General features: G+C 58.9%; 20 protein-coding genes. 13 read left to right on the forward strand and 7 right to left on the reverse strand.

Going from position 1 to position 23,355, the window contains the following annotated elements; translation table 11 throughout:
- Window positions 1-40: 40 nt before the first annotated feature.
- Genes M0D69_RS30425 through M0D69_RS30435 form a run of 3 tightly spaced genes read right to left on the reverse strand, consistent with a single transcriptional unit; the run spans window position 41 to window position 2,027 of the window.
- A complete protein-coding gene (locus tag M0D69_RS30425; RefSeq protein ID WP_301785562.1) occupies window positions 41-598 on the reverse strand; it encodes a CGNR zinc finger domain-containing protein in 558 nt (185 codons plus the stop codon).
- Window positions 599-615: 17 nt separating this feature from the next.
- On the reverse strand, window positions 616-822 hold the full coding sequence (locus M0D69_RS30430; protein WP_301785588.1) for a hypothetical protein: 207 nt from the start codon (window positions 820-822) through the stop codon (window positions 616-618).
- Window positions 819-2,027, reverse strand: a complete 1,209-nt coding sequence (locus M0D69_RS30435) for a S9 family peptidase (RefSeq protein ID WP_301785563.1) — start codon at window positions 2,025-2,027, stop codon at window positions 819-821. The genes M0D69_RS30430 and M0D69_RS30435 overlap by 4 nt, the downstream gene beginning before the upstream one ends.
- 238 nt (window positions 2,028-2,265) lie before the next feature.
- Here M0D69_RS30435 and M0D69_RS30440 point away from each other — a divergent pair, with 238 nt between their 5' ends.
- The 8 genes from M0D69_RS30440 to M0D69_RS30475 all read left to right on the forward strand — a co-directional run bounded on the left by M0D69_RS30440 (window position 2,266) and on the right by M0D69_RS30475 (window position 10,257).
- Window positions 2,266-3,507 (forward strand): ABC transporter substrate-binding protein, encoded by a 1,242-nt coding sequence (locus tag M0D69_RS30440; protein ID WP_301785564.1) that lies wholly within the window; start codon window positions 2,266-2,268, stop codon window positions 3,505-3,507.
- A gap of 21 nt (window positions 3,508-3,528) precedes the next feature.
- Window positions 3,529-4,389, forward strand: a complete 861-nt coding sequence (locus tag M0D69_RS30445; protein ID WP_301785565.1) for a branched-chain amino acid ABC transporter permease — start codon at window positions 3,529-3,531, stop codon at window positions 4,387-4,389.
- Entirely contained in the window at window positions 4,386-5,315 is a 930-nt protein-coding gene (locus tag M0D69_RS30450; RefSeq protein ID WP_301785566.1) for a branched-chain amino acid ABC transporter permease, read from the forward strand. Before M0D69_RS30445 ends, M0D69_RS30450 begins: the two co-directional genes overlap by 4 nt.
- Window positions 5,312-6,118: an ABC transporter ATP-binding protein gene (locus M0D69_RS30455; RefSeq protein ID WP_301785567.1), complete on the forward strand. Its 807-nt coding sequence runs from the start codon at window positions 5,312-5,314 to the stop codon at window positions 6,116-6,118. Before M0D69_RS30450 ends, M0D69_RS30455 begins: the two co-directional genes overlap by 4 nt.
- Window positions 6,108-6,854: an ABC transporter ATP-binding protein gene (locus tag M0D69_RS30460; RefSeq protein ID WP_301785568.1), complete on the forward strand. Its 747-nt coding sequence runs from the start codon at window positions 6,108-6,110 to the stop codon at window positions 6,852-6,854. Before M0D69_RS30455 ends, M0D69_RS30460 begins: the two co-directional genes overlap by 11 nt.
- A gap of 90 nt (window positions 6,855-6,944) precedes the next feature.
- Window positions 6,945-8,150 carry a porin gene (locus tag M0D69_RS30465; RefSeq protein WP_301785569.1) on the forward strand — a complete coding sequence of 402 codons (1,206 nt, stop codon included), beginning with the start codon at window positions 6,945-6,947 and terminating at the stop codon, window positions 8,148-8,150.
- Between the two features lie 63 nt (window positions 8,151-8,213).
- The gene (locus M0D69_RS30470) at window positions 8,214-8,999 is read left to right on the forward strand and encodes an inositol monophosphatase family protein (protein WP_301785570.1); all 786 of its coding nucleotides are present in this window, start codon (window positions 8,214-8,216) and stop codon (window positions 8,997-8,999) included.
- A gap of 124 nt (window positions 9,000-9,123) precedes the next feature.
- The gene (locus M0D69_RS30475) at window positions 9,124-10,257 is read left to right on the forward strand and encodes a YncE family protein (RefSeq protein WP_301785571.1); all 1,134 of its coding nucleotides are present in this window, start codon (window positions 9,124-9,126) and stop codon (window positions 10,255-10,257) included.
- A 57-nt stretch (window positions 10,258-10,314) separates the two neighbouring features.
- Here the strand turns inward: M0D69_RS30475 and M0D69_RS30480 are convergent, their stop codons facing one another.
- Entirely contained in the window at window positions 10,315-10,788 is a 474-nt protein-coding gene (locus M0D69_RS30480) for an Lrp/AsnC family transcriptional regulator (protein ID WP_301785572.1), read from the reverse strand.
- A gap of 142 nt (window positions 10,789-10,930) precedes the next feature.
- Between M0D69_RS30480 and M0D69_RS30485 the strand changes: the two genes are divergently transcribed.
- From M0D69_RS30485 to M0D69_RS30505, 5 genes are all read left to right on the forward strand, one after another.
- Window positions 10,931-14,470 (forward strand): indolepyruvate ferredoxin oxidoreductase family protein, encoded by a 3,540-nt coding sequence (locus M0D69_RS30485; RefSeq protein WP_301785573.1) that lies wholly within the window; start codon window positions 10,931-10,933, stop codon window positions 14,468-14,470.
- 35 nt (window positions 14,471-14,505) lie between these two features.
- Window positions 14,506-15,273: an SDR family NAD(P)-dependent oxidoreductase gene (locus M0D69_RS30490; RefSeq protein ID WP_301785574.1), complete on the forward strand. Its 768-nt coding sequence runs from the start codon at window positions 14,506-14,508 to the stop codon at window positions 15,271-15,273.
- Window positions 15,274-15,295: 22 nt separating this feature from the next.
- Complete coding sequence (locus tag M0D69_RS30495) at window positions 15,296-16,483, forward strand: acetyl-CoA C-acyltransferase (protein ID WP_301785575.1); 1,188 nt, start codon at window positions 15,296-15,298, stop codon at window positions 16,481-16,483.
- A 65-nt stretch (window positions 16,484-16,548) separates the two neighbouring features.
- Window positions 16,549-17,634: a Glu/Leu/Phe/Val dehydrogenase dimerization domain-containing protein gene (locus M0D69_RS30500; protein WP_301785576.1), complete on the forward strand. Its 1,086-nt coding sequence runs from the start codon at window positions 16,549-16,551 to the stop codon at window positions 17,632-17,634.
- Between the two features lie 368 nt (window positions 17,635-18,002).
- Window positions 18,003-18,776, forward strand: coding sequence for a GntR family transcriptional regulator (locus M0D69_RS30505; RefSeq protein WP_301785577.1), 774 nt, complete (start codon window positions 18,003-18,005; stop codon window positions 18,774-18,776).
- Window positions 18,777-18,870: 94 nt separating this feature from the next.
- Here the strand turns inward: M0D69_RS30505 and M0D69_RS30510 are convergent, their stop codons facing one another.
- The 3 genes from M0D69_RS30510 to M0D69_RS30520 are packed head-to-tail and all read right to left on the reverse strand — an operon-like array spanning window position 18,871 to window position 23,300.
- A complete protein-coding gene (locus M0D69_RS30510; protein WP_301785578.1) occupies window positions 18,871-19,404 on the reverse strand; it encodes a gamma carbonic anhydrase family protein in 534 nt (177 codons plus the stop codon).
- A 2-nt stretch (window positions 19,405-19,406) separates the two neighbouring features.
- The gene (locus M0D69_RS30515) at window positions 19,407-21,212 is read right to left on the reverse strand and encodes a hydantoinase B/oxoprolinase family protein (RefSeq protein ID WP_301785579.1); all 1,806 of its coding nucleotides are present in this window, start codon (window positions 21,210-21,212) and stop codon (window positions 19,407-19,409) included.
- Between the two features lie 15 nt (window positions 21,213-21,227).
- Complete coding sequence (locus tag M0D69_RS30520) at window positions 21,228-23,300, reverse strand: hydantoinase/oxoprolinase family protein (protein WP_301785580.1); 2,073 nt, start codon at window positions 23,298-23,300, stop codon at window positions 21,228-21,230.
- Between the last annotated feature and the right edge of the window lie 55 nt (window positions 23,301-23,355).

The following is a 23,355-nucleotide window of genomic DNA, read 5'->3' on the forward strand; positions in this document are numbered from 1 at the left end:
AAATCGAAACTGACGCGTTTGTCGACCATGATCTGCCTATTCACAAGGATGAGTTGGCGCGGGCGCGGTGCTCGCGCACTTTTGCCCGATTGCCGCAGCCCGACGCCGAAGAACACCAGCGGCGTTTGCCGGGCCTGGAGGTATCCACAAACACCATCCGGCACTCGGGACAGGTCCGGATACGCGAGCGGCGCTCACCCAGAATCAGTTCAACGGCGTCGGCTGCGATTGTCGAAAAAGCGGCCTTGACAGGGTGTGAGGCCTCAAGCTCGAAGTGCACCCCTTTAATCACTGGGCGCAGAGGCATCTGCACAGACCACCGGTTGATGGTCTTGACGTCCCCAATTGCTGCTGCGGTCTCGTCGATAGCGGTGAGCGCAAGCCGGTAGATCGCATCGCGAAGCTCGCGGGCGTCGGCAAGATTCGCGAGCGTGGCTCGTTTACGAAAAGGACAAACCAGGCGCGCGGCATCAAGCCATCGATCAAGATCGCCAGACGTGACAAGATGCTCCACCGGCTCGGCGCGGCGATTGCCGAGCGTGTCCACGAAATCCAGGCAGAGACTGCCACTAATAAACTCGAAGTTCGCTCTACTCATGTAACCATAATAACAGGTTACATAGAGGCGTCAAACTTTGGGTGATCTGGCACATGCGCCGTCGCTCTCAGTCTTCTAAGCCCAGAATAACCATCCGAGCGTGATAGAAGCACGCGAACTGAACAAACATGGATCTTCGCGTCGCGCCAGTCAAGCAGGCTGCCGTCGATCCAGATCTTGCCGTCCCGGTTGTCAATTGCTGCTACCGCCGGTTTGTCGCTCATGGATTCCACCACGTCGGTTCGCCACTGCCTTCAAGGTATTCGCCACCCTTGGTGATGAAGGTTCGTTGTTCGTGGTCTGCTTTGAACTTTCCCGACATTGCGGCGCCAAGCCAGTCGAGCGAGGCATTGATCCATTCGTCAGATTGCGGTCCAATCGGGTGGAATTCATGCTGATAAATCCAGAGTTCTTTCGGACCCCGCAAGCGGTTGTAAACGTCAATGGTCGAATCGATAGTGGTGAGCTCGTCGTTTTCGCCAGTCACGATCAGGTACGGCACAGTGACCTTTGGTGCGATGTCGTCCAACAACATCCGCTTGGACAGGTCCTGAATAGCTGATGGGTCGCTGATGCCTGTCATGAACATCAGACCGGCCATGAAGCTCGGCTGCGCCTGATTCAGAAGCACGAACTTGTCGCCGAGATTGGACATATTTGCTGCGATAGCTCTGATTCGTGGTTCGACGGCAGCCGCACGCGTGGCCCACCATGAGCCCATGCTCGATCCCATGATGACGATGCGCGACGGGTCGATGGCCGGATGGCTCGAGAGCCAGTCAATTACGGTGCTGATCGCGCGGTCGTAGTTATCGAGCGTCATCTTCAGACCTTTGGTCAGGCTTTCGCCCTGACCGGGACCGTCAAGCGCAAAACCGGCCCAGCCACGTGGCACGATGCGTTGCTCGATCACCTTGTGCCAGTCTTCCTTGAACATGTCCATACCTGGCAGCATGATCACGCACGGCACACCTTTGGCGCCGGCCGGTGTTTCCAGGATACCGTGCAGCTCCTTGCCTTCGAACGACAGAATGACACGCTCGATGGGCTGCGTCGCCAGCTCGATGACTTTCTCAAACGACTGCACCACCTTGTTCAGATAACGCGCGCGTCGCGGGTCATCTGCGAGCACCGAATAATGCGTGCGGGCGTAGAGCAGGGCGGAGCGCTCATACATGCGCTTTGCAGTCGCAGCGAATCCTCGTTGTTCCCAATGACGGGCTCGTTGCTCGATTTCTTTCGCCGCGGCACTCCAGCAGGCGGGCAGCATCGACCCGGCTTTGACCGGACCGAAGACGCGCTTGATATCCGTTGAGTCGTATCCGATCTGCTCAAAAAGTGCCCCTGCGTCCGGGTGCAGCACGTCGAGACCTCCTACCGACAGAAATGCATCCAGCACCCATCGTTGGCCTTTGCGCATCGAATCCATGATTGTTCTCTCCTGTTGGCCATTGTCTATCTAACATACATCCGTAATATGTGATCACGCAAGCTAAAAATAAATAGCACGTTAAGGCCAAAATTCCGACACTGATATCCGTGTAGTGACCGTTGTATAACGATTTACACCAATCGGGGGTAAACGATTATTGCGATCCGTGATCACAAAAATGACATTAGACGCAACTTGCAACACAACGATCTCGCTGAAATCTCCGGAGAACTTCATGCTGTCGCGAAAAGTTTTAACTCTGCTTCTTGCTGGACTTGGAGGCGCAGCCAGCGCGTTGGCACACGCTGCTGACCCGGCTCCGATCAAGGTCGGATTAATGACCGTCAAAACCGGCGTGGCCGCAGGCATCGGCGCCCAGATGCAGGATGGGTTCGAGTATCTGCTGAAAGAGCGGGGCGGAAAACTGGCCGGGCGTCCGGTTCACTTGATTGTTGTCGACACCGCGGCATCCCCGGTCACGGCGAAGGCCAAATTTCTGCAGCTAACCGAACGTGATCACGTGGACGTGGTGGTCGGACCGCTTGCAACCTTCGAAGCCATCGCGATTCGCGACGATGTTGCCCGCGCAGGCGTCCCGCTCATCCTGAGCTCTGCTGCAGCGGAAGATCTGACCCAGCGAAAAGCTGACCCGTGGATGGTCCGCAGTTCCAGTTCTTCCGCGCAGGCGTCCCAGCCTTTCGGCGTCTATGCGGCTCGCACATTGAAATACAAACGTATTGCAGTCGTGGCGGAGGATCTCTCGTTCTCGCACGAGACGGTGGCGGGGTTTCAGCGCACCTTCGAAGAGGCCGGCGGCAAGGTGGTCCAGAAACTCTGGCCACCATTCAATTCAACCGATTTCGCCACCGTCATTGCCCAGATCAAGCCGGACGTCGATGCGGTGTTCATCAACTTCTCCGGTGCCAACGCGACACGATTCCTGAAGCAGTATTCCGATTACGGCCTCAAGCAAAAGATTCCACTCATCGCGGGCATGAACACGGTGGACGAATCGCTGCTCGACAAGATGGGCGACGAGGCGGTCGGAATCGTGTCGGCGGGGTGGTATAGCGCGGCGATTGATACTGGAGTCAACGTACGGTATGTGAGTGGGTTCCATCACGCGTATGGCAGCACACCGGGCTTTTACGCGACCGGTGGATACAGCGCAGGCCTCATCCTGGAGCAAGCGCTCAAGGCAACGTCAGGCACTGTTCCGAGCGGAAAGGAACTGGCTGCCGCGCTGCACGCCGTGAAGATCGACACATCGCCCCGCGGTCCGTTGACGCTCGATAGTTACGGCAATCCAATTGTCAGCGTGTACATCCGCAAGGTGACTCGCGTCGATGGAAAGCTCGTCAACACTGTGCTGCAGAGCTACCCCGATGTGAGTCAATTCTGGACATACGACCCGAGGGCATTCCTGTCAAATCCCGTCTATTCGCGCGACTTTCCAGTGTCGCGCAATCTCGAATAACGGCCGCTCCAGGAGCTCCTCATGTCCCTCTTCGTCACACAGACGCTGAACGGGTTGACCTTTGCTGCGCTGTTGTTCCTGATGGCGTCCGGTTTCACTCTGATTTTCGGGTTAATGCGCATTCCTAACATGGCACATGGCGGACTTTTCATGCTCGGCGCCTATCTGGCTGTGACGTTGTTGTCGTACGGGTTGCCTTTCGCTGCGGCTGCCATTATTGCCGGCCTGCTCGTCGGCGTGGTCGGTGTTTTTATCGAGCGTACCGTGCTCATGAGGATCGCTGGCAACGAGCTGGCTCAGGTGCTCGCGACACTCGGAATCGCATTCGTCATTTCCGATGGCTGTCGTGCGGTTTGGGGCGGAATGCCGCTGGAAGTGGCATCTCCAGCAGGGTTGTCAGGTGTGGTTCGCGTAGGCAATTGGGTATTCCCGTTGTATCGCGTAGCGGTGATGGCGCTCGCCGTGGTGATTGCTATCGGGCTGGATCTTTCGCTGAGTCGCACGGTCCTGGGTGCGCGGGTGCGTGCGGCCGTGGAAGACAGGTTGATGGCTCGCGCGTCCGGAATCCGTGTGGACCGGCTGTTTGCTACGACGTTCTTTGCCGGCGCCGCGCTGGTGGGATTTGCAGGTGTCATTGGCGCGCCGATCATGTCGGTTTACCCCGGGCTAGATATGGACGTGTTGCCGTTGGTATTGATTGTCGTCGTGCTGGGCGGCACCGGCAGCATTGGCGGTGCGCTGCTCGGTAGCGTAGTGACGGGTTTGGTCTTCAGTCTCGGCCAAACCTGGTTTCCCGAACTGTCGTACGTCCTGCTTTTTGCGCCAATGATCTTTGTTCTCGCGCTTCGGCCACAAGGCTTGTTTGGAGGGGCGACATCATGAAACGAAGCGTGTTTCCAAGTTTGATGGTGGTGTTGCTATTGCTCGTGCCGTTCATGGTTAGTTCACCGTTTTACCTTGATTTGCTCGTGCAAATCATGGTTGCCAGCCTGATTGCAAGCAGTCTGAACCTGCTATTGGGCATCGGAGGGCTGTTCTCGTTCGCGCAGACCGCGCTCGCCGGTAGCGTGAGTTACGCAGTCGCGCTGGGATGCATTACATACGGTGTGTCCCCCTGGCTGGCAGCGATGGGGGCCATCGGAATCGGGCTCGTGATATCGCTGGCTATCGGTGCACTTGCGCTGCGCACGACGGGTCTGAACATCGGAATGATTACACTGGCGCTCGCTCAGGTTCTGTGGGGGCTGGCGCTGCATTGGGGATCGGTCACCGGTGGGGAAAATGGGATCAGCGGGATCCCCCGTCCATCGCTGCCTTTGTGGTCCACGGCGGATCCCGTCATCTGGTACGAGTACGTGACGGTGATCTTCATCCTGATCGTTGTTGCTTTACGCCGCTTTATCGCCTCGCCGCTCGGCGTGTGCCTGGGCGCAGTTCGCTCGCAGCCAAAACGCATGTCTGCACTGGGTTACAACATCTGGCTGATTCGCATGTCTGCATTTGCGATCGCCGGCCTGGTCGCCTCGCTGGCCGGCGTGCTGTTCGTGTTTCACCAGCAGTTCATCAGCCCGCACGCGCTCGCTTTGGGGGAGACAGCAGAGACTCTTCTGATGGTCATTGTGGGCGGCCCCGCGACGCTTCTCGGGCCGATTGTTGGCGCGGTAATCGTTGTCGTGTTTCGGGTGATCGTCAGCAGCTACTTCGATTATTGGCCGATGCTGCTCGGTGCGCTGTTCGTTGCAGTAGTCGTATTTCTGCCGGAGGGCGTGGTGCCAGGAGTGTCAAGGGTGCTAAGGAGGCCGCGATGAGCGACATGGCCTTTTCTTCCAGCGCTTGCGCAACCCACTCGAACAGCGTCTTGGACACAGATGCACAACCTGTGGTGCTTAGAGCAAGCGGTCTGGGTATCCAGTTCGGAGGTCTCAAGGTCGTCGATAACGTGGACCTCTCTATTGCTGCAGGCGAGCGTCGTCTGCTGTTAGGTCCGAACGGCGCCGGCAAAACGACACTGTTCAACCTGATAGCCGGCGATCTGCGTGCGACGGCTGGCACCGTGACGCTTTTTGGTCAGGACGTGACGGCGGAATCGACGGCGAGCAGAGCGCGTCGGGGTGTGGCGCGCACCTATCAAATCATCACGCTGTTTCGTGAGACCACGTTGCTGCGTAACGTGCAACTCGCGCTGATGGCGGGGACCAGGCGACGTTGGAATCCATGGGCGTCGTTTGATGGGCCGGGGTCTGATCGCCGTGCACGCGACGTACTTGAGCAGGTCGAACTCGACACCAAGGTCCATTCCATCGTCGCCAACTGCTCTTACGGAGAAATGCGCAGGCTCGAGATCGCGCTTGCGCTGGCGCAGTCGCCACGGATTGTGCTGCTTGATGAACCTTTGGCGGGCTTGTCCGGGCCTGAGCGCAGGAGGGTTGGCGCGTTGCTGAGCGCGCTGCCTCGCGACCTGACGATTCTGATGATTGAACACGACATGGATATTGCGCTCGCGTACGCCGAGACGATTACCGTGCTTCAGGGCGGGCGGGTAGTGGTGGACGCAGACAAACAGACCGTTCTTGATGACCCCCGCACACGGGAGATTTACCTTGGCCACTAACTACACGCTCGCGCTCGAGCTGGTGGGCGTCACTGCCGGCTACGATCGCAGCGAGATCTTGCGAGACGTGTCACTTTCAGTGCGCAGCTCGAGCGTACTCGGCCTGCTCGGTCGCAACGGCGCTGGCAAGACTACGTGCATCCGCGCGATCGCCGGGATGATCCGGCTGTCTCGTGGCGACATCCGTATCTTCGGAGAATCGGTAGCGGCATTGCCCGTGGAGGAAGTCATTCGCCGGGGAATCGCCGTGGTGCCTCAAGGCCGACGCATTTTCTCGTTGCTGACGGTAAAGGAGAACCTCGCTGTGGTGCAACCCGCGTGTCCTCCGTATGCGGGCCAGCAATGGTCACTCGCGCGCGTCGTCGATCTGTTTCCCCGCCTGGGAGAGCGCCTTGGGCAACGGGCCGGCACCTTGTCGGGCGGCGAGCAGCAGATGCTCGCGATAGGACGGGCGCTAATGGCCAGCCCGCGCGTGCTGTTGATGGACGAACCGTCCGAGGGGCTTTCCCCACAGATGATTGCTGAAGTCGCCCGGATCATTGGGCAACTTCGAGACAACGGTCTGTCGATTCTATTAGTTGAGCAGAATAGCCGGCTTGCGCTTTCGGTTGCCGACAACGTCGCGCTCCTGTCGAACGGCGAAGTGGTCTTTGCAGGGACGGCGGTCCAACTGACGGATGACCCGCACCTGATGGAGGCATATCTGGGCCTGCATGCGGCTGCAAGCGGCACCTGAAGAAGAAATCATAAGAAGTGAATGACCCGTGTAGAGGCCCGTCGATGCGTGGTCTCGGACCCGATTACCCCACGTTTGGAGAATGCGGAAATGGCATCAAGATCTTTACGTCGTCGTGTCGAACAGAACGCCCGCGGAATCGCTCGTCGAGCGACGTTTTCTGCGGGGCTGGTTGGCCTGACATGTGCATTTATCGGCACAGCACATGCTCAGACGAGCGTGACGCTGTACGGCGTCATGGACGTTGGCCTGAACTATCGAACAGCTGCCGGCGCTAGCGACGGTAAGGCCGCAAGCGCGCTCTCGCTGGCCTCGGGGAACGAGCTGACGAGTCGATGGGGTCTGTTGGGATCTGAAGATATTGGCGACGGAATGAAAATTACGTTCAAGCTGGAGAGCGGTTTCAGTCCGACGACCGGTGGCGGGAACTTCGGGGTGCCCTTCCCGAACGATACGAACGCGCTATTCGACCGCGGCGCGGTGATCGGCGTGACCTCAGCGTGGGGCAAGGTGTTGTTAGGCCGGAACTGGTCGCCGTTTTTTGACGGAATCTCGGCTGGCGATGTCACCGGATTTATGAACTTCGGTTCTCTGGCAAATTCAGTATTCCAAAATTCATCGAACATCAATCCGAAGCTCGGGCTCGCTGGAATTGTATCGGGAGCGAATAGCCCTACAAACGGGGGGCTCCTCTATACGTGGGTCAATAACTCGGTCAAGTACATGCTGCCCGACAATACCTACGGCTTTAGCGGCGGCGCACTGTATTCATTCGGTGGTACTGCGGGCAGCTTCTCGAACAAGGCAACGCGCTCGGCAAACTTGAACTGGACCAATGGCTCGCTTGGCTTCAGTTCTGGCTATTTCGATGCAAATGACCCAACAGGAGCCACCAGTGAACCCTGGTTGAGAGCTTATTCTCTTGGCGTGTCCTACATCATTGGACCAGTCAAGACTGGTTTCGACTTCGCCAAGTACCGCAATCCGACTACGGGGGCCAACCAGAACTACTATTACCTGGGAACGGCCTGGCAGATTACGCCGTCCTGGCGCATGACCGCCGACTGGATGCATCTTCAGGACTTGCAGACCAGCGCCGCCGGGGCGGATCTTTACAAAGCCGGTGTGCAATATTTCTTGTCGAAGCGCACAACACTTTATACAGATGTCGCCTATTCGAAAAATAAAGCGAAAGGCATGCTCGGGGCGGGCAGCGATACCAGCGTTCTGACAAGTCCCGCGACAATCGGGCACAACCAACTCGCCATTGGCGCAGGCATAAGAACATTGTTCTAGTCCGCTGGAGGCAGGCGTATCACACGCCTGTCTTCCTGTTCCTCAAGACTTCTTTGGCACGTGATGGACATAGACATATTTCTGAAATTCATTGATGAGCTCGCCGACGAAGCACGCGCTATTGCCCGAAAGTTCTTTGGCGAACAACCTTCAATGGAACATAAGGCAGACAGGACGCCCGTGACACAGGCGGACCGTGATATTGAAGCTGCGCTTGCTGCCTCCATTCGCGGGACCTTTCCCGAGCACCGCATTATTGGAGAGGAGTTTGGCGAGCAATCGGCACCGAGCTCCCAGGCGTTAGCCGACTGCTATACGTGGATCATTGACCCGGTGGACGGAACGGGTAGCTTCGCTGTCGGCAACCCTCTTTTCGGTACGCTCATTGGGGTGCTGAAAAATGGCGCGCCGTGGCTGGGTGCCATCGAGGTTCCAGTTCTGCAAGAACGGTGGGTAGGGTCGCCTTCAGGGAGTTTCCTTAATGGACATCGTGTCACGACCAGTCAATGCGAGAAGCTGGGCGATGCGAAGCTGTGTACCACATCGCCGGATATCTTCGACGCACAAGGGCGTCAGGCGTTTGAGCGAGTCGGTGCACGAGTCGCTTTGCGACGCTACGGAGGGGATTGCTACAACTACGCGCTGCTGGCAAAAGGCCGGGTCGACCTGGTAATCGAATCGGGCCTACAGCCGTACGACTATTTGCCACTTGTTCCGGTCATTGAAGCGGCTGGCGGAATCATCACGGATTGGACCGGACGCCCACTACGTCGTCACTCTGATGGTCGCGTTATTGCTGCGGCGACTGAGACGCTTCATCGACAGGCTCTAGTACTGCTTGCGGAATAGAGATCAAGTCTTGTCGCAGGGCGACTCATCGAGGGTCGTCCCAATTAATTGATGTCCACCTGCGTCTAAGCACTCAGCTTTTAACGCGTCGTCTCAGTGAAGCTCAAATAATGGAGTGTCCCTTATGAAATATCGAGTACTCAACCCATTAGTGCCTTTGTCGATCGTAGTGCTAGGAATGGCGGCGTGCGGAGGGGGAAATGAGGGAGGGACGACGCCGCATCTGACGTCAACCATTTCTGTCCAGACACCCGCAGCCAGCTTCCTGTTCGACATAGGTTATGTAGATCAAAGCCAAGGAAAATACTACCTTGCCGATGTAAGCAACAACGCCATTGACGTCGTTGACGTAAACAAGAATCAACTTATTTCACAATTTAAACCAGGATTTGCTGGTTTCAGCGGGTCTGTGGCTACGGCGGGCCCCGAAGGGGTTGTTGGTATCCCGGGTACGAATCAGCTTTATGTTGCCGACGTAAATTCGGTAAAGCTCCTTGATGTTTCAAACGGACAACTTCTGAAGAACATTCCAATTGCCACGTCCGGTCTACGCACGGATTCCCTCTGCTTTGATCCGGACGACAGCTTGATCATGGCAACCAATCCCGCCGATTCCCCGCCGTTTGCAACGTTCATTTCAACGGCCTCTCAAACAGTGGTTGCGACCCTCTCCTTTCCGGACTCGGCTGGACTGGAGCAATGTCAATATGACAAGGTGACTAGAAGCTTCCTATTGAACAATGACGGCACCCCCGCGAACGCTCACGGCGAGATGGACGTTATTCCATTGAATTCGGTTCTTGCTGGCACGCCACAGAACTCGAAAGCATATCCATTGCCAGCATGCAACCCTAACGGCTTGGCGCTTGGACCAAACAACGACGTTTTGGTGGCTTGTACCCCGGATACAGGCTCGCCGCTTATCAGTTTGATTCTCGACCGGGCGACCGGAGCGCTCCTCTCAACCATTCCGTTCGGCGGGGCCGACCAAGTGGCTTACGACTCTGTGACGAATCGCTATTTTATTCCTGCGTATCTTGATCAAACGAATGGATTGGCAGGGCCGTCGTCGTCGGCTACACCCACACTCGGCGTTGTCGATGCGACGTCACGTTCTGTGATCGCACAGGTGGCAATGGGACACAGCTCACATTCCATTGCTATCCACGGCGCATCTCATCAGATATATCTGCCATTTGCTGGTAGTGGTTCTGGGACCTTTTCTTCCAACGGCATTGCTGTTTTTTCCACCCAGTAGGTCCGATAGTTTCGGGTGAGCTTGAAGCGGCGGTCCAAGGGACCGCCGTTGGCATGATCATTCGTCGCGAATGCGCACAGGTAGCGCTGTCTTGTATTCAACGCGGCGCAGGGCTACCGATGTGTGGATGTCGCGCACGCCTTCAATCTTCGTGAGCTTGGTCATCACGAACCGCTCGATACCGGCAATGTCGCTGGCGACTACACGAAGCATGTAGTCGAAGGCGCCGGTCATCAGATAACACTCCATCACTTCCTCGAAGGTTGCGATTGCGCGTTCAAACGCTGCGAGCCGAACTTCGCTCTTTTTTTCAATTGCTACCGACACGTAAGCGTTGACCGGAAACCCAGCTTTTTCTTGGTCGAGGAGAGTCACGTACTGGGTGATGACACCGGACTCTTCGAGTAACCGGATGCGTCGGTAATACGGAGATAGCGACAGGCCCAGAGACTCCGCGAGGTCGGCTGCTTTCGCATGTGCATCGTGCTGAAGCGCGTGCAGGATGGTCACATCATTGCGATCGAATTTCATTAGCTAACTTTCCCCACAAAATGGTTGAATTCGGCGCCAATTGCCAAATTTCGTCAATTTGATGGTCAAGTTTGGCACAAATCGTCTCTATCGGCTACCTAAAATGGGTCTCATCCCACACATCCAGCGGCGGAGAAAAACAATGAATATGCGAGCAGTCGAGGTCGAGCGCCAACTCGACATGGCGTACCGTCTTGAGGACCGTTACCGTCGGGAGAACGGAACAGTTTTTCTGACAGGTACCCAGGCGCTCGTGCGAATTCTGGTCGAGCAGGCTCGCAGTGATCGCGCCGCCGGCATCAATACCGGGGGCCTGGTATCGGGCTACCGCGGATCGCCGCTTGGAGGATTTGACCAGGAACTCTGGCGCCAGAAGACGCTGCTTGCAGATCATGCGATCCGCTTTGAGCCGGGGCTTAACGAAGATCTGGGCGCGACCATGCTTTGGGGCGCCCAACAAGTCGACGCATTTCCGGGCAAGCGGGTCGACGGTGTGTTTTCCATGTGGTACGGCAAAGGTCCAGGCGTTGATCGCACCGGCGACGTCTTCCGCAATGCCAATATCCTGGGCACGTCGAGACGGGGTGGCGTGCTGGCTGTAGCGGGGGATGACCACGCGGCGCAATCGTCGATGTTCCCGCACCAGACCGACCACGTGTTCGAAGGCGCGATGATGCCGATTCTCTTCCCGGCGTCGGTCGAGGAATATATCGAGTTCGGCTTGACGGGTTACGCGATGTCCCGTTTCTCAGGCCTTTGGGTCGCATTCAAGGCGATCACCGAAACCGTTGAAAGCGGACGCTCAATGACCGTGCAGGGCCATGGTGCGGATGCGGCTTCGCGCTTCAGGTTGCCCGCAGACATTCAGATTCCGGAAGGTCGGGGCTTCAACTACGACCCGAATCTTCGTTGGCCGGCTGAGCGAGGCGAGCTCGAGCGACGTGTGCTCGATGAGCGTCTGCCCGCGGCACTCAGCTTTATCCGCGCAAATCCCCTCGATCGCACGCTGGTGCGGCCGCAAGGCGCACGTGTTGGTATCGTCACGGTGGGCAAGGCGCATGGGGATGTGCTGGCTGCTTTTGAAACCCTCGGACTCTCGCCAAAAGAACTGGAGCGCCTTGGAATCGGCGTCTACAAGATCGGCATGATCTGGCCGCTCGAGGCCGAAGGGGTGCGCGCATTTGCACGAGGCATGCAGGCGCTTGTCATAGTTGAAGAGAAGCGTTCCTTTGTAGAACGGCAGATCAAGGAGGCACTGTTCAACCTGCGGGCAGATGAGCGTCCTGCAGTGTTCGGCAAGGACTTGGGAGAAGCGGGTCCGTTGCTGCCTGCCGCGATGGAGTTCGCGCCTGAGCAGATTGTGGCTGCCCTCAAACGGTTCTTCGCACACACCAAGGTTGAACTGACCGCCCCAGCCCCGGTCGCGGCGCCCGTTCACCGAAGCGGCTTGCGCGTCATTCCCCTTGCGACGAACAAGGATGCTGAACCGCTCACCCGCAAGGCTTTCTTCTGTGCAGGGTGTCCCCACAATACGTCGACCAAATTGCCGGACGGTTCATACGCTGCGGCTGGAATTGGTTGTCACATCATGGCCTTGGGCGAAGCGGGCGACACTGCGACGTTTTGCCAGATGGGAGGAGAAGGGGTCCAGTGGATCGGGATGTCAACGTTCATGGACATCCCGCACATGTTCGTCAATCTCGGTGATGGGACATATCAGCACTCGGGCAGTCTTGCCATTCGCCAGTCGGTTGCTGCGAGCTCGAACGTCACATACAAGATCCTCTTCAACGACGCGGTGGCGATGACGGGAGGCCAGCCCGCCGAAGGCAACCTGACCGTCCAGCGCGTGGTGGCCCAAGTGGTCGCCGAGGGCGTGACAAAGGTGGTGGTTGTCACTGACGAACCTGAAAAATATTCGCGCCGCTCCGGCTTGCCCGCAACTGTTGAAGTTCAGCATCGCGACGACCTTGACGCATTGCAACGTACCTTGCGTGAGACCAAAGGCGTCTCGGTCATTGTGTACGATCAGACCTGCGCGGCTGAAAAGCGCCGCCGGCGCAAGCGCGGAAAACTCATCGATCCGCCTAAGCGCGTTGTAATCAACCCGGCTGTTTGTGAAGGGTGTGGCGATTGTTCAGTGCAGTCGAATTGCATTGCGATCGAACCGCTCGAAACGGAGCTCGGCCGCAAGCGCGCGGTTAATCAGTCGAGTTGCAACAAAGACACTTCGTGCCTCAAAGGATTCTGCCCGAGCTTCGTTACGGTTGAAGGACTGCAGCCGAAGCGCCCGGACCAGAAGCGCATTGGCGCCATCGAAGAAGAATGGCGCGCAAGGCTCCCCGCACCTGCGGCTGTGTCGGCCGAAATGGAGACGCACGCGAGCATTGTCGTCACAGGCATCGGTGGCACGGGTGTGGTCACGATTGGTGCGATTCTGGCCATGGCCGCGCATCTGGAGGGCAAGGGTGCCTCCACGCTGGATTTCACGGGTCTCGCTCAGAAGAATGGTGCTGTCATCAGTCACATACAAATTGCGAGCAGCCGGGAAAAAATCGTTACGTCCCGTATTGGCGCGCATGCCGCGAATGTTCTGCTCGGCTGCGACGCAGTGGTTGCGGCGTCCGCCGGAGCGCTCTCACGGGTTGCTTCCGGGTTGACGCGAGCAGTTGTGAACGAACGGATTACGCCGACATCGGACTTCGTGCGCGACGGTGACCTGCCGATTAGCAAAGCGATCCATCAGAGCGCTATAGAAAGCGCAATTGGCGGAGCCCCATCCGTTTTCTGGGACGGTTCCGGCGCGGCCGAGAACCTTTTCGGCGATTCAATTGCATCGAACATGATGATGGTTGGGTATGCGTATCAACTGGGACTGATTCCGCTCTCAGAAGAAGCGATCAGGCGGGCCATCGAACTGAATGGCACAGCCGTGAAGATGAATGAGCGCGCGTTCTTCTGGGGGCGTCTGATGGCACACGACGCCAGCGTGATCGAGCGGGTCTCCGGCACGAAGGCTGCAGAATCAGGCGTGTTCGAACTGGAGCGCTTCGTGGCCGATCGCGTGCGCGACCTCGAGCGCTATCAGAACGCCGCCTATGGCCGCCGGTACAAGGCACTTGTCGATAGCGTGCAGCACACTGAGCGACGCGTATCCGGTGTTGTTGGTGAGCTCACGGAAGCGGTTGCCCGCAATTACTTCAAGGTTCTCGCCTACAAGGACGAGTACGAAGTGGCACGACTGCATACCGACGGCAGCTTTCGTTCTCACCTCTCCAGCGCCTTCGATGGCGACGGCAAGAAGACGTTTTACATGGCGCCTCCGCTTCTCATCCGCCGCGACCCTCGCACCGGCCGCAGAAACAAGATTGCGCTTCGCGCTGCATGGCTTGACCCGCTGCTGCGCGTGATGAAGCACGGCAAGGTTTTACGCGGGACACCGTTGGATCCGTTCGGTCGCCAGCAGGATCGGGTCATCGAGCGCGCGTTGATCGGCGAATTCGAGGAAGACGTCAGCCTCGCTGTTCAAAGTCTCACACCTGGGACGATCGAGACGGCAATTGCTTTGCTGCGCGTGCCGTCATCGATTCGTGGCTTTGGCGTGATCAAGGAACGCAACTACGAAAATGCCCGTCCGGTGCGTCAACGGTATCGCGCGATGCTGCTGACGAGCGATCGGTAACGGCTTGTGCAAACGAATGCAAGGAGGAGATGAATATGGTGATTGGCGATAGCACTTTTCTGGTCACAGGCGGTGGCTCTGGTCTTGGCGCGGCGGTTGGCCGTGCATTGCTCGATCGCGGCGCGAACGTGGCGTTTGCGGACATCGATTTAAAGGGGGTTCAGGCAGAAGCGGCCCATCACGCAGAGCGCGGTTTTGCGGTTCGGGTTGACGTGACTGACGGCGGGAGCGTTGAGGAAGCGGTGACTGCTGTGATCGCCCGCTTTGGTCCGCTGCGAGGCGTGGTGAATTGCGCAGGTATTGCGCCGGCGCAGCGCATTGTGGGGCGCGAAGGGCCGCACTCGCTCGAGCTGTTTGCCAAGGTCGTTTCTGTCAATCTGATCGGCACTTTCAACGTGATGCGTATTGCGGCTGCGGCGATGGTCGGCAATCAGCTGGATGCTCATGGTGAGCGGGGCGTAATCATCAACACGGCATCGGCGGCCGCCTTCGACGGGCAGATTGGTCAGGCAGCGTACGCCGCGTCCAAGGGCGGGGTCGTGTCGCTGACGCTGCCCGCGGCACGCGAGCTTGGCCGCAACGCAATCCGGGTCGTCACCATCGCTCCTGGCATCTTCGAAACGCCAATGCTTCTCGGCATGCCGGAAGAGGTGCAGAAGGCATTGGGCGAAGGCGTGCCATTCCCCCAACGACTCGGTCGTCCCGGTGAATTTGCAGCGCTCGTCGGACATATTGCGGAGAACGCCTATTTGAACGGTGAGGTGATCCGCCTCGACGGCGCACTTCGCATGGCACCGCGCTGACACCGATTAACAGGAGCATACGATGACAATTCACCAGGATGACATTGTGATTGTCGGCGCAAAGCGCACGGCTATCGGTGCCTTTCAGGGGCAGTTCAAGGACCTCTCTTCTCCGCGTCTCGCCTCTGTCGCTATTGACGCTGCGATCAAGCAGGCGGGAATCGATCCGGCAACGATCGACGAGGCCATCTTCGGATGCTGTCTGCCCGCTGGTCTGGGGCAGGCACCCGCACGGCAGGCGGTACTCGGCGCCGGCCTTGCGCATACGGTTCCGGCAACGACTGTCAACAAGATGTGCGGCTCCGGGATGAAGGCCGTGATGCTTGCGCATGATCTGCTTCGCTGCGGCACTGCCACAGTGGCCATTGCTGGCGGTATGGAATCGATGACGAACTCGCCCTATCTGCTGCCAAAGGCACGTCAAGGTCTTCGCATGGGACATAGCCAGGTGCTGGACCACATGTTTCTGGACGGTCTGCAGGACGCGTACGAGGGCAAGTTGATGGGATGCTACGCCGATGCATCGGCACGTGACTGGCATCTGACGCGCGAGGCTCAGGACGCCTTTGCGAGCGAGTCGATCCGGCGGGCTCAGGAGGCGGTCGCGAACGGGACCTTCGAAGCCGAAATTGCACCTGTCGCCATCGTTGACAAGAAGGGGACTCAGTCGCTTGGCCGCGACGAAACGCCTGAACTGTGCAACCTCGAAAAGGTTTCGACGCTGCGTCCCGCGTTTATAGCAGACGGAACCGTCACTTCGGCGAATTCGTCGTCGATTTCTGACGGTGCCGCTGCACTCGTGTTGATGCGTGCCGGGACTGCGTCGGCCGCAGGTCTTACTCCGCTCGCGCGTATCGCCTCTCATGCAACCAACGCGCTTGCTCCGGCCAAGTACACCGAAGCGCCGGCCGGCGCGATCCGTAAGGCTATCGAGCGCGCTGGGTGGAGACAGGCGGAAGTCGACCTGTATGAAATCAACGAGGCGTTCGCGGCCGTGACGATGATCGCCATGGCCGAGCTCGGATTGAGCCACGCACAGGTGAACGTCAAAGGTGGTGCATGCGCAATCGGCCATCCGATCGGTGCGAGCGGTGCACGCATTCTTGTGACGTTGCTCTATGCGCTGCGCGCCCGCAATGCACGACTTGGTGTTGCTTCGTTGTGTCTCGGTGGCGGCGAAGCGACCGCGGTGGCAATCGAACTGCTCTGAGCTGATCGGCATCTGCTCGTTGAGAGTCACTTAACTGAATAACCTATCCATTTCTGAGCCAATCCATGAACACAAATACCGAGGCGCATAACCTCTCTGAGAGACCGCGTCTGTTCGAACTTGACGGCGAACCTGCGCACGAAAAGGTGCTGTTTGTTTCAGACTCGAAGACTTCTCTTCGGGCCATCATCGCCGTGCACAACACGACCCGCGGACCGGCCTTCGGCGGGTGCCGCATGTGGCAATACTCGAGCGACGAGCATGCACTTCGCGACGCTTTGCGTCTGTCGCATGGCATGAGTCTGAAGAACGCGATGGCCGATCTGCCCTATGGTGGCGGCAAGGCCGTCATCATCATGAACGACCAGCAGTTGAATCGGAAGGAAATGTTCCAGGCATTCGGCCGGGCAGTGCAATCGCTGGGCGGCCAGTACATCACCGGCGAAGATGTGGGTACAACGGTTGACGACATGCTGGGGATCCAGAGCGTCACACACTTTGCAAGCGGCACTCCACGCGCTGGCCGGTTTGGTGGCAATCCGTCGCCGAAGACAGCTCTCGGTATTTTTGCTGCGATCGAGCGAGCAGCGGGCGTGCTCTTTGGTGCGACTTCGCTCGATGGCCTGAGCGTTGCGGTCCAGGGGCTGGGCTCTGTTGGCTGGGACCTGTGTGAGCGACTGCATGCTGCCGGCTCCAAGCTAGTCGTCGCCGATATTGACGCGGCCCGGGTGGCCGCGGCGATGAAAAAGTTTAGTGCCGAAGCCGTGCATGTCAGCGACATCGTTACCCAGGAGGTCGACGTGTTCGCGCCCTGTGCGCTTGGAGCCGTGCTGAATGCCCCCGCTATCGCAGAGATGCGGTGCAAGATCGTCGCGGGCGCTGCCAACAATCAGCTTGCGACGGCTGACGACGCACAACGGTTGCATCTTCGCGGGATTCACTATCTGCCGGACTACGTGGTCAACGCCGGTGGCATCATCAGTTGCGTGCGGGAATACGAAGGTAGTGGCGACGATGCGTCCGTGGATCAGGAGGTTGTTCGCATCGCCGATCGTACGGCCAGTCTGATCGATGAGGCCCGTGCGCAAGGTAAATCGATCGCGAGCGTCGCGTATGAACAGGCTCTCAGAAAGATCGGCGTGACGCTGTAACGAATCGGGATATTGTCGGTGAGTGCGCTGTGACTTTCGGGTCGCTTTCGGACGCACGGCGCGCGTCCGCTGCATTGCGCAGGGACGCTGTGCGTGGGCAGCTCCAACAGAAGAGAGAATGGATGAGGCTCCCCGCGATCTAATCTGCCACGTCCAGTCGATGGTCGCTGGTCGCGGCACGTCCCGCCTGATTGGATTGAAGGTAAATCGCCTTGGCCCCTGTTGCAGCGCGCGACCCAGCCAAGCCTGCCTGGGAATTTTCAATTGCTCGTTTGTGATCACAAAATAAGGTAATATGGTTCCTGCGAACAGCACCATTGCCTGTTGCGGGTGGCGGTGTGTGATTCGAGATCACTATCGGAGTACAAATGGACAGTCTGATTATCGACAAGGGAAAACCTGTTCAGTCGACTGAGGACGACCAGCCCGCAGTATCAAAATTGAGTAACGTCGCCCTGCGCGAGCGCGTCTACGACGAGTTGGCCAATGCGCTGCGTGCGGGACGCTTCGCCCCGGCGACGATGGTCACTATCCGTGGCCTGGCAGAAATGCTCGGCACCAGCACCATGCCCGTTCGCGAAGCGGTCAGCAGACTGGTGACAGAGCGGGCACTGGAAATGTTGCCTAACCGCACCCTGCGCGTGCCAACCATTTCGTCGGCCATGCTCGATGAACTCATCGACACGCGCGCAACCGTAGAGGGCCGTGCGGCGGCGCTCGCCGCGCAACGGATGACTCCCGCAGAATTCTCGCGAATCAAGGCGGCCAATGAAGCGTATGGCCACGCGCTGGACGCTGGCGATATGGCGGGCGCTGTTGCCGCTAACGAGCAACTCCATTTCGCCATCTATCGTGCGGCCCGGTCGGCGCTTCTTCTATCGATCATTGAAACGTTGTGGCTCCAGAGCGGACCGTATCTGGCGTCGGTCATGAAGAAGATGCACGTCGCAGCGGATTCTTTGCATGACCGCGGTGTCATGCACCACTTCAACATTCTTGCGGCACTCGCGAAGCGGGACCCCGAAGCCGCCAGTTCTGCCGTTCAGGCTGACATTCTCGACGCGGCAGAATGGTACAAACATCAGCTCTTCGTTGACGGTGCAGCCGAGGCCGAGCCGGCCAGACCACGTAAGCGGAAGTAAGCTAACCTGCGCCTCACGCATGGGGCAATCGCGGCATGGGGCAACCACGGAGTGAATAAAAGCCTGCGCAACTTGTGCAGGCTTTTTGCTGGCGTCAGCCGCAGGTGATCGGCGGCGAATCGAGCACCGACAAATAGTGCGCAGCGTTGCGCACATATTCCTCCGCGGCCCATTCCAGCTCTTTGACTTCTTCATCAGTCAGCGTTCTGATGACCTTGCCGGGTGAACCCATGACGAGAGCGCGCTCGGGAATAACCTTTCCCGGTGGAATGAGCGAGTTCGCACCGATCAGGGCGTTCCTGCCAATGACTGCTCCGTCCAGGACGGTCGCGCCAATGCCGATGAGCGCGCCGTCCTCAACCGTGCAGCCATGTAGCTTTGCAGCATGGCCGATGGTTACCCCGCGTCCAATATTGACCGGAAAGCCTGGGTCAGCGTGGATGATGACTCCGTCCTGAACGTTGCTGGTCGTACCGATGCGGATAGCTGCGACGTCGCCGCGAAGGACCGCGCCGAACCACACCGACGCTTTCTCTTCGAGCTGTACTGAGCCGATGAGGATTGCATTCGGCGCGACAAAGCATTCCGGACCGACTGACGGCGTCGCGCCCTGAAAGGTCAGAATCACTTTTAGGCTCCGGCGGAAGCGGAGATCGCTTCGAGCGTAGCTGCGCGCAACGCATCCGTTGCTGCGGTGTCCACCTTGCTAGCGGGGGAGAGAACCACGCCATAGATGGAGCGGGCCCGCTCACGCGACAAGTAGCCTTCTTCCACGTCGCGACGCACCAGTTCCGGGTCGCGCATTTCGGGTCGCCCGTAACCGCCGCCGCCGCAGGAGTACGACAGCACCGTCTCGCCATCTGCCAGATGAAGCATCGCTCCGCCAGGCAGTTCAACGAGCTCACCGGATTTCAGCCGCTTGAACTGGCTGGAGTTCGCACCAGCCAGGCCGCCGCGCACGCCCTTGGGTCCATTGATCGTGCCATCGCTGACATAGCCCACCTGCATTTCGCAGCCGACAGGACCGAACTCGACGTACATGCTTCGTGCGCCGTTGTGGCGTCCCGCTCCTTCGCTATCCTGCACAAATCTGCGGGTGCGCACGAGAAGCGGATGGCGCATTTCGTCGAGCTCCACGCTATCCTGGAAGCACAGCCCCGCGTTGCCGACGTGCCCGATGGTTTGCCATGCATCCGCGTGCGGACCTGCGGCGCCGCCGGTAAATCCCAGGAACAACTGGTTGATGAAGCGGTGTCCGGTCGTCGGGTCGATACCCGAGATGACACCGATTGCGGGCGGAATCACCGCGCCGCATTCCGCGAGGCCTGCACCTTCATCCATTTCAGCCATCGCCGTCTGCACCGAGTTGGCAACGCGGTCGGCCATATTGGTCGTTGCCACTGAGCACGACGTCGGATGCAGCGGGATGCCGACTACGCAATTTTCGCGCAGCAGTATGTCGATGCGACGGAACGCCCCGGCATTCTTCGGAACGGTGTGCTCGACACTGTTGAAAATGCCAACCATCGCTGCCGTGCGCGCGGTAGCCTCGCTCAGATTCAGGCCGCAGGGCAGGCAGTCCGGGTTGTCGCGCAGGTCGACCTGAATACGTCCGCTTTCTGCGTCCACCGTAACCACAGCCTGGATCGTGACGCCTTCTTCAGGCATGCCGGGAAAGAGCGGGTCGTGTGTACTTGAGCGGGTCGCCTGACCGGAAGCGAGCTTCTTGATTGCACCGATCATCCGTTGCTCGGAATAGTCGAGGTAGTCGCGTGCGTAGTCGTCCAGCGTGTCCCAGCCGATTTCCCTGGCGAGATTCACCAGTTCGCGCTCGCCGATGCGGGCAGCACCCATCATCGCCAGATAGTCGCCCCACCATTGCTCGGGTACACGAATGCGCATCTTGCACATGCGAACGATGTCGTCGATGTTCTTGTAATCCTGCTGCACCTTCACGGCCGGGAAAATCAGCGCGCCCTCGTGGTAGACGTCACGCGCAGAACCCATGTACGTGGTCGGCTCCGAATTGCCGCAGTCGGCCTGGTGCGCCTTGGCTACCACGGTGAAGCGATGTACACCGTCGTCGTCCATCACGGGCACGAGAATCGTGTGGTCGGCAGGGTGGGAGCAACCATGGTACGGCGAGTTATGCAGATACGCATCGCCGCGGCGCAATTCCGGATGAAACGACTTCATTGAGGCAGCCATCATGTCCGGGCCGCACAACACGTGAATGGGCAGACTCTCTGCGGCTGCAAGCAAATGGCAGTCGGCAGTGACGATGCAGCACGAGAAGTCGCGTGCGATGTTCAACACGCCCGAGCGGCCGCTGCGCAGCAGGGTATTGGCCATCTTGCGGGCGACGCCTTCAAGGCGGTTAGTCAGCAGCGCGAGCTTGACGCCGTCGGTGACCGGTCGGTTGTTGGGTTGGTTCATGTGTGTTCTCCTCGATTAATCGCGACCGGGGATGATCGACAGGCTGCCGCTCGGACGGCGCTCCGCGATCGAGCCGGGGTTAATGACCACCGTCGTGAACGACGATTCCACGATAGCGGGCCCAGAAACCGGTTCGCCGGGCTGCATCGCTTCGAAACGAAGCACTGCGCTGTCCAGGAAGCCCTTGCCAGCAAAGTAGGCCTTTCGCACCGGGTTCACGATTGCTTTCGCGCTCGAGTGGGCGAGCGTTGCACCTTCCCGCTTGCGAATCCGGCACGAGACGTTCGCGCTCCAGCCGACGATTTCGATCTGCGAGCCGCTGTCGCGGATGGCGAAAACTTCTTCGTGGGCCTTATGGAAACCTTCGATTAATTCTTTGACGTCTTCCTCGGTTTCGATCGTGGAGCCACTGAGCGGCACGTCGAGTTCCCACACCTGTTCCGGATAACGCGCCTGAGCGAGCAGTGTGATCGTCTGTTCAAACGAACCCTTGCCGGGGCCTTGGATGAATTCCTTGCATCTGGTGTAGAGACCTGCCAGCACACTACGAACACCGTCATAGTCAAATGCGCCGCTGCGAGCGAAGTGAGTAGCGGAGAACTGGGATGTCAACTCCGACATCATGGCGCCTGCCGCGCTCATCGTTGCACCGACCTGCGGGATGACGAGGCGCGGAGAATCGAGTCGCCGGGCAATCAGTACCGAGTTCAGGCCCGCTGCACCCCCACCGCCGATCAGCACGGCTTCACGCGGATCGATACCCTGGTTGATGGTGATGTCGAAGATGGCCTGCACCATGTTTTCGGTAGCGATGGTGATGATTGCAGCTGCAGCTTCTTCGATCGACAAGCCAAGCGGCTTCGCGACAAACTTTTCGATGGCGTTGCGCGATGCCGGCGCGTCGAGCTTCATGGTCCCGCCGAGGAAAAAGTCCGGATCGATGTAGCCCAGCGCAAGCGATGCGTCGGTCACGGTCGGCTGCGTTCCTCCGCGCCCGTAACATACGGGACCCGGCGCAGCGCCTGCGCTCTTCGGTCCGACGTGCAGCATGCCCCCGTCGTCAACCCATGCGATCGAGCCGCCGCCGGCGCCGACGCTTTTCACGTCGACAGAGGGAAAGCCCGTCATGATGCCGCGGTAGGGCGCGCCAATCCAGGTTTCACGCGAGGAAGGAATGCGGTCGCGACGCACAAGGCTCACGTCGTATGTCGTGCCGCCGGTATCCGCGATGATGGCCGTGTCGGCCTGCTCATCCACCTGGGCAAAATACCGGCCCGACACCGGAGCCATCGACGGACCGGAATTGATCAGGTGAATTGGCGTTTCGGCTACGTGTGCGGCGTCGATAACGCCGCCTTGCGACGTGACAACGACGACCCGCCCCGGAAAACCGGCCTCACCCAGACGGTCGACAAGCGTGTGCATGTAGGCGCGCATCATAGGTTTGAGCGATGCGTCAATACAGGCTGACGACGCGCGACGGAACTCGCGGGGAATCGGATTGAGCTGATGCGACAGCGTATAGGGCACGCCGGACAGGTGTTTCTCGAGTAGCTCGCCGATTCTCAGTTCGTGCGCAGGATTGACGACCGACCACAACAGGCAGACCGCTACAGCTTCAACGGCCGCATCCCGCATTTCGGCGCAGATATTTTCGAACGCCTTTTCGTCGAGCGGGTGCAGCTCGTGGCCGTCGGCCAGCATCCGGCCCGGCACTTCCCACGTCAGTGCACGCGGAACAAACGGCTCCGGATACGGGACGGTGAAATTGAAAGGCTCAAGGCGTCCGCCTTCACGCAACGTCAGGATGTCCCTGTGCCCCGCCGGCACGATCAGCGCGGTTCGCGCCGTGTTGCCGGTGATGATCGCGTTGATGGCGTGGGTGGTGCCATAGATGAACATCTCGCCACGCTGCAACATCGCCGCGCGATCAAGTTCGAGACCGTCGGCCGCGACCTGCAGTGCGTCCAGCACGCCGCTGATCGGGTCCGCTGGTGTCGTCGGTGACTTGAACATGTGAAGACTACCGTCGTCATCCTCGACGATAAGGTCGGTAAACGTACCCCCGGTATCGACTGCGAAACGCATAAGGCTCTCCTGATAGACAAATTGCGGATTCAGCGATCGTCTCGTGCGCCGATCG

This window comes from Caballeronia sp. SEWSISQ10-4 2, assembly GCF_030464885.1.
In the GTDB taxonomy this organism is placed as follows: Bacteria; Pseudomonadota; Gammaproteobacteria; order Burkholderiales; family Burkholderiaceae; genus Caballeronia.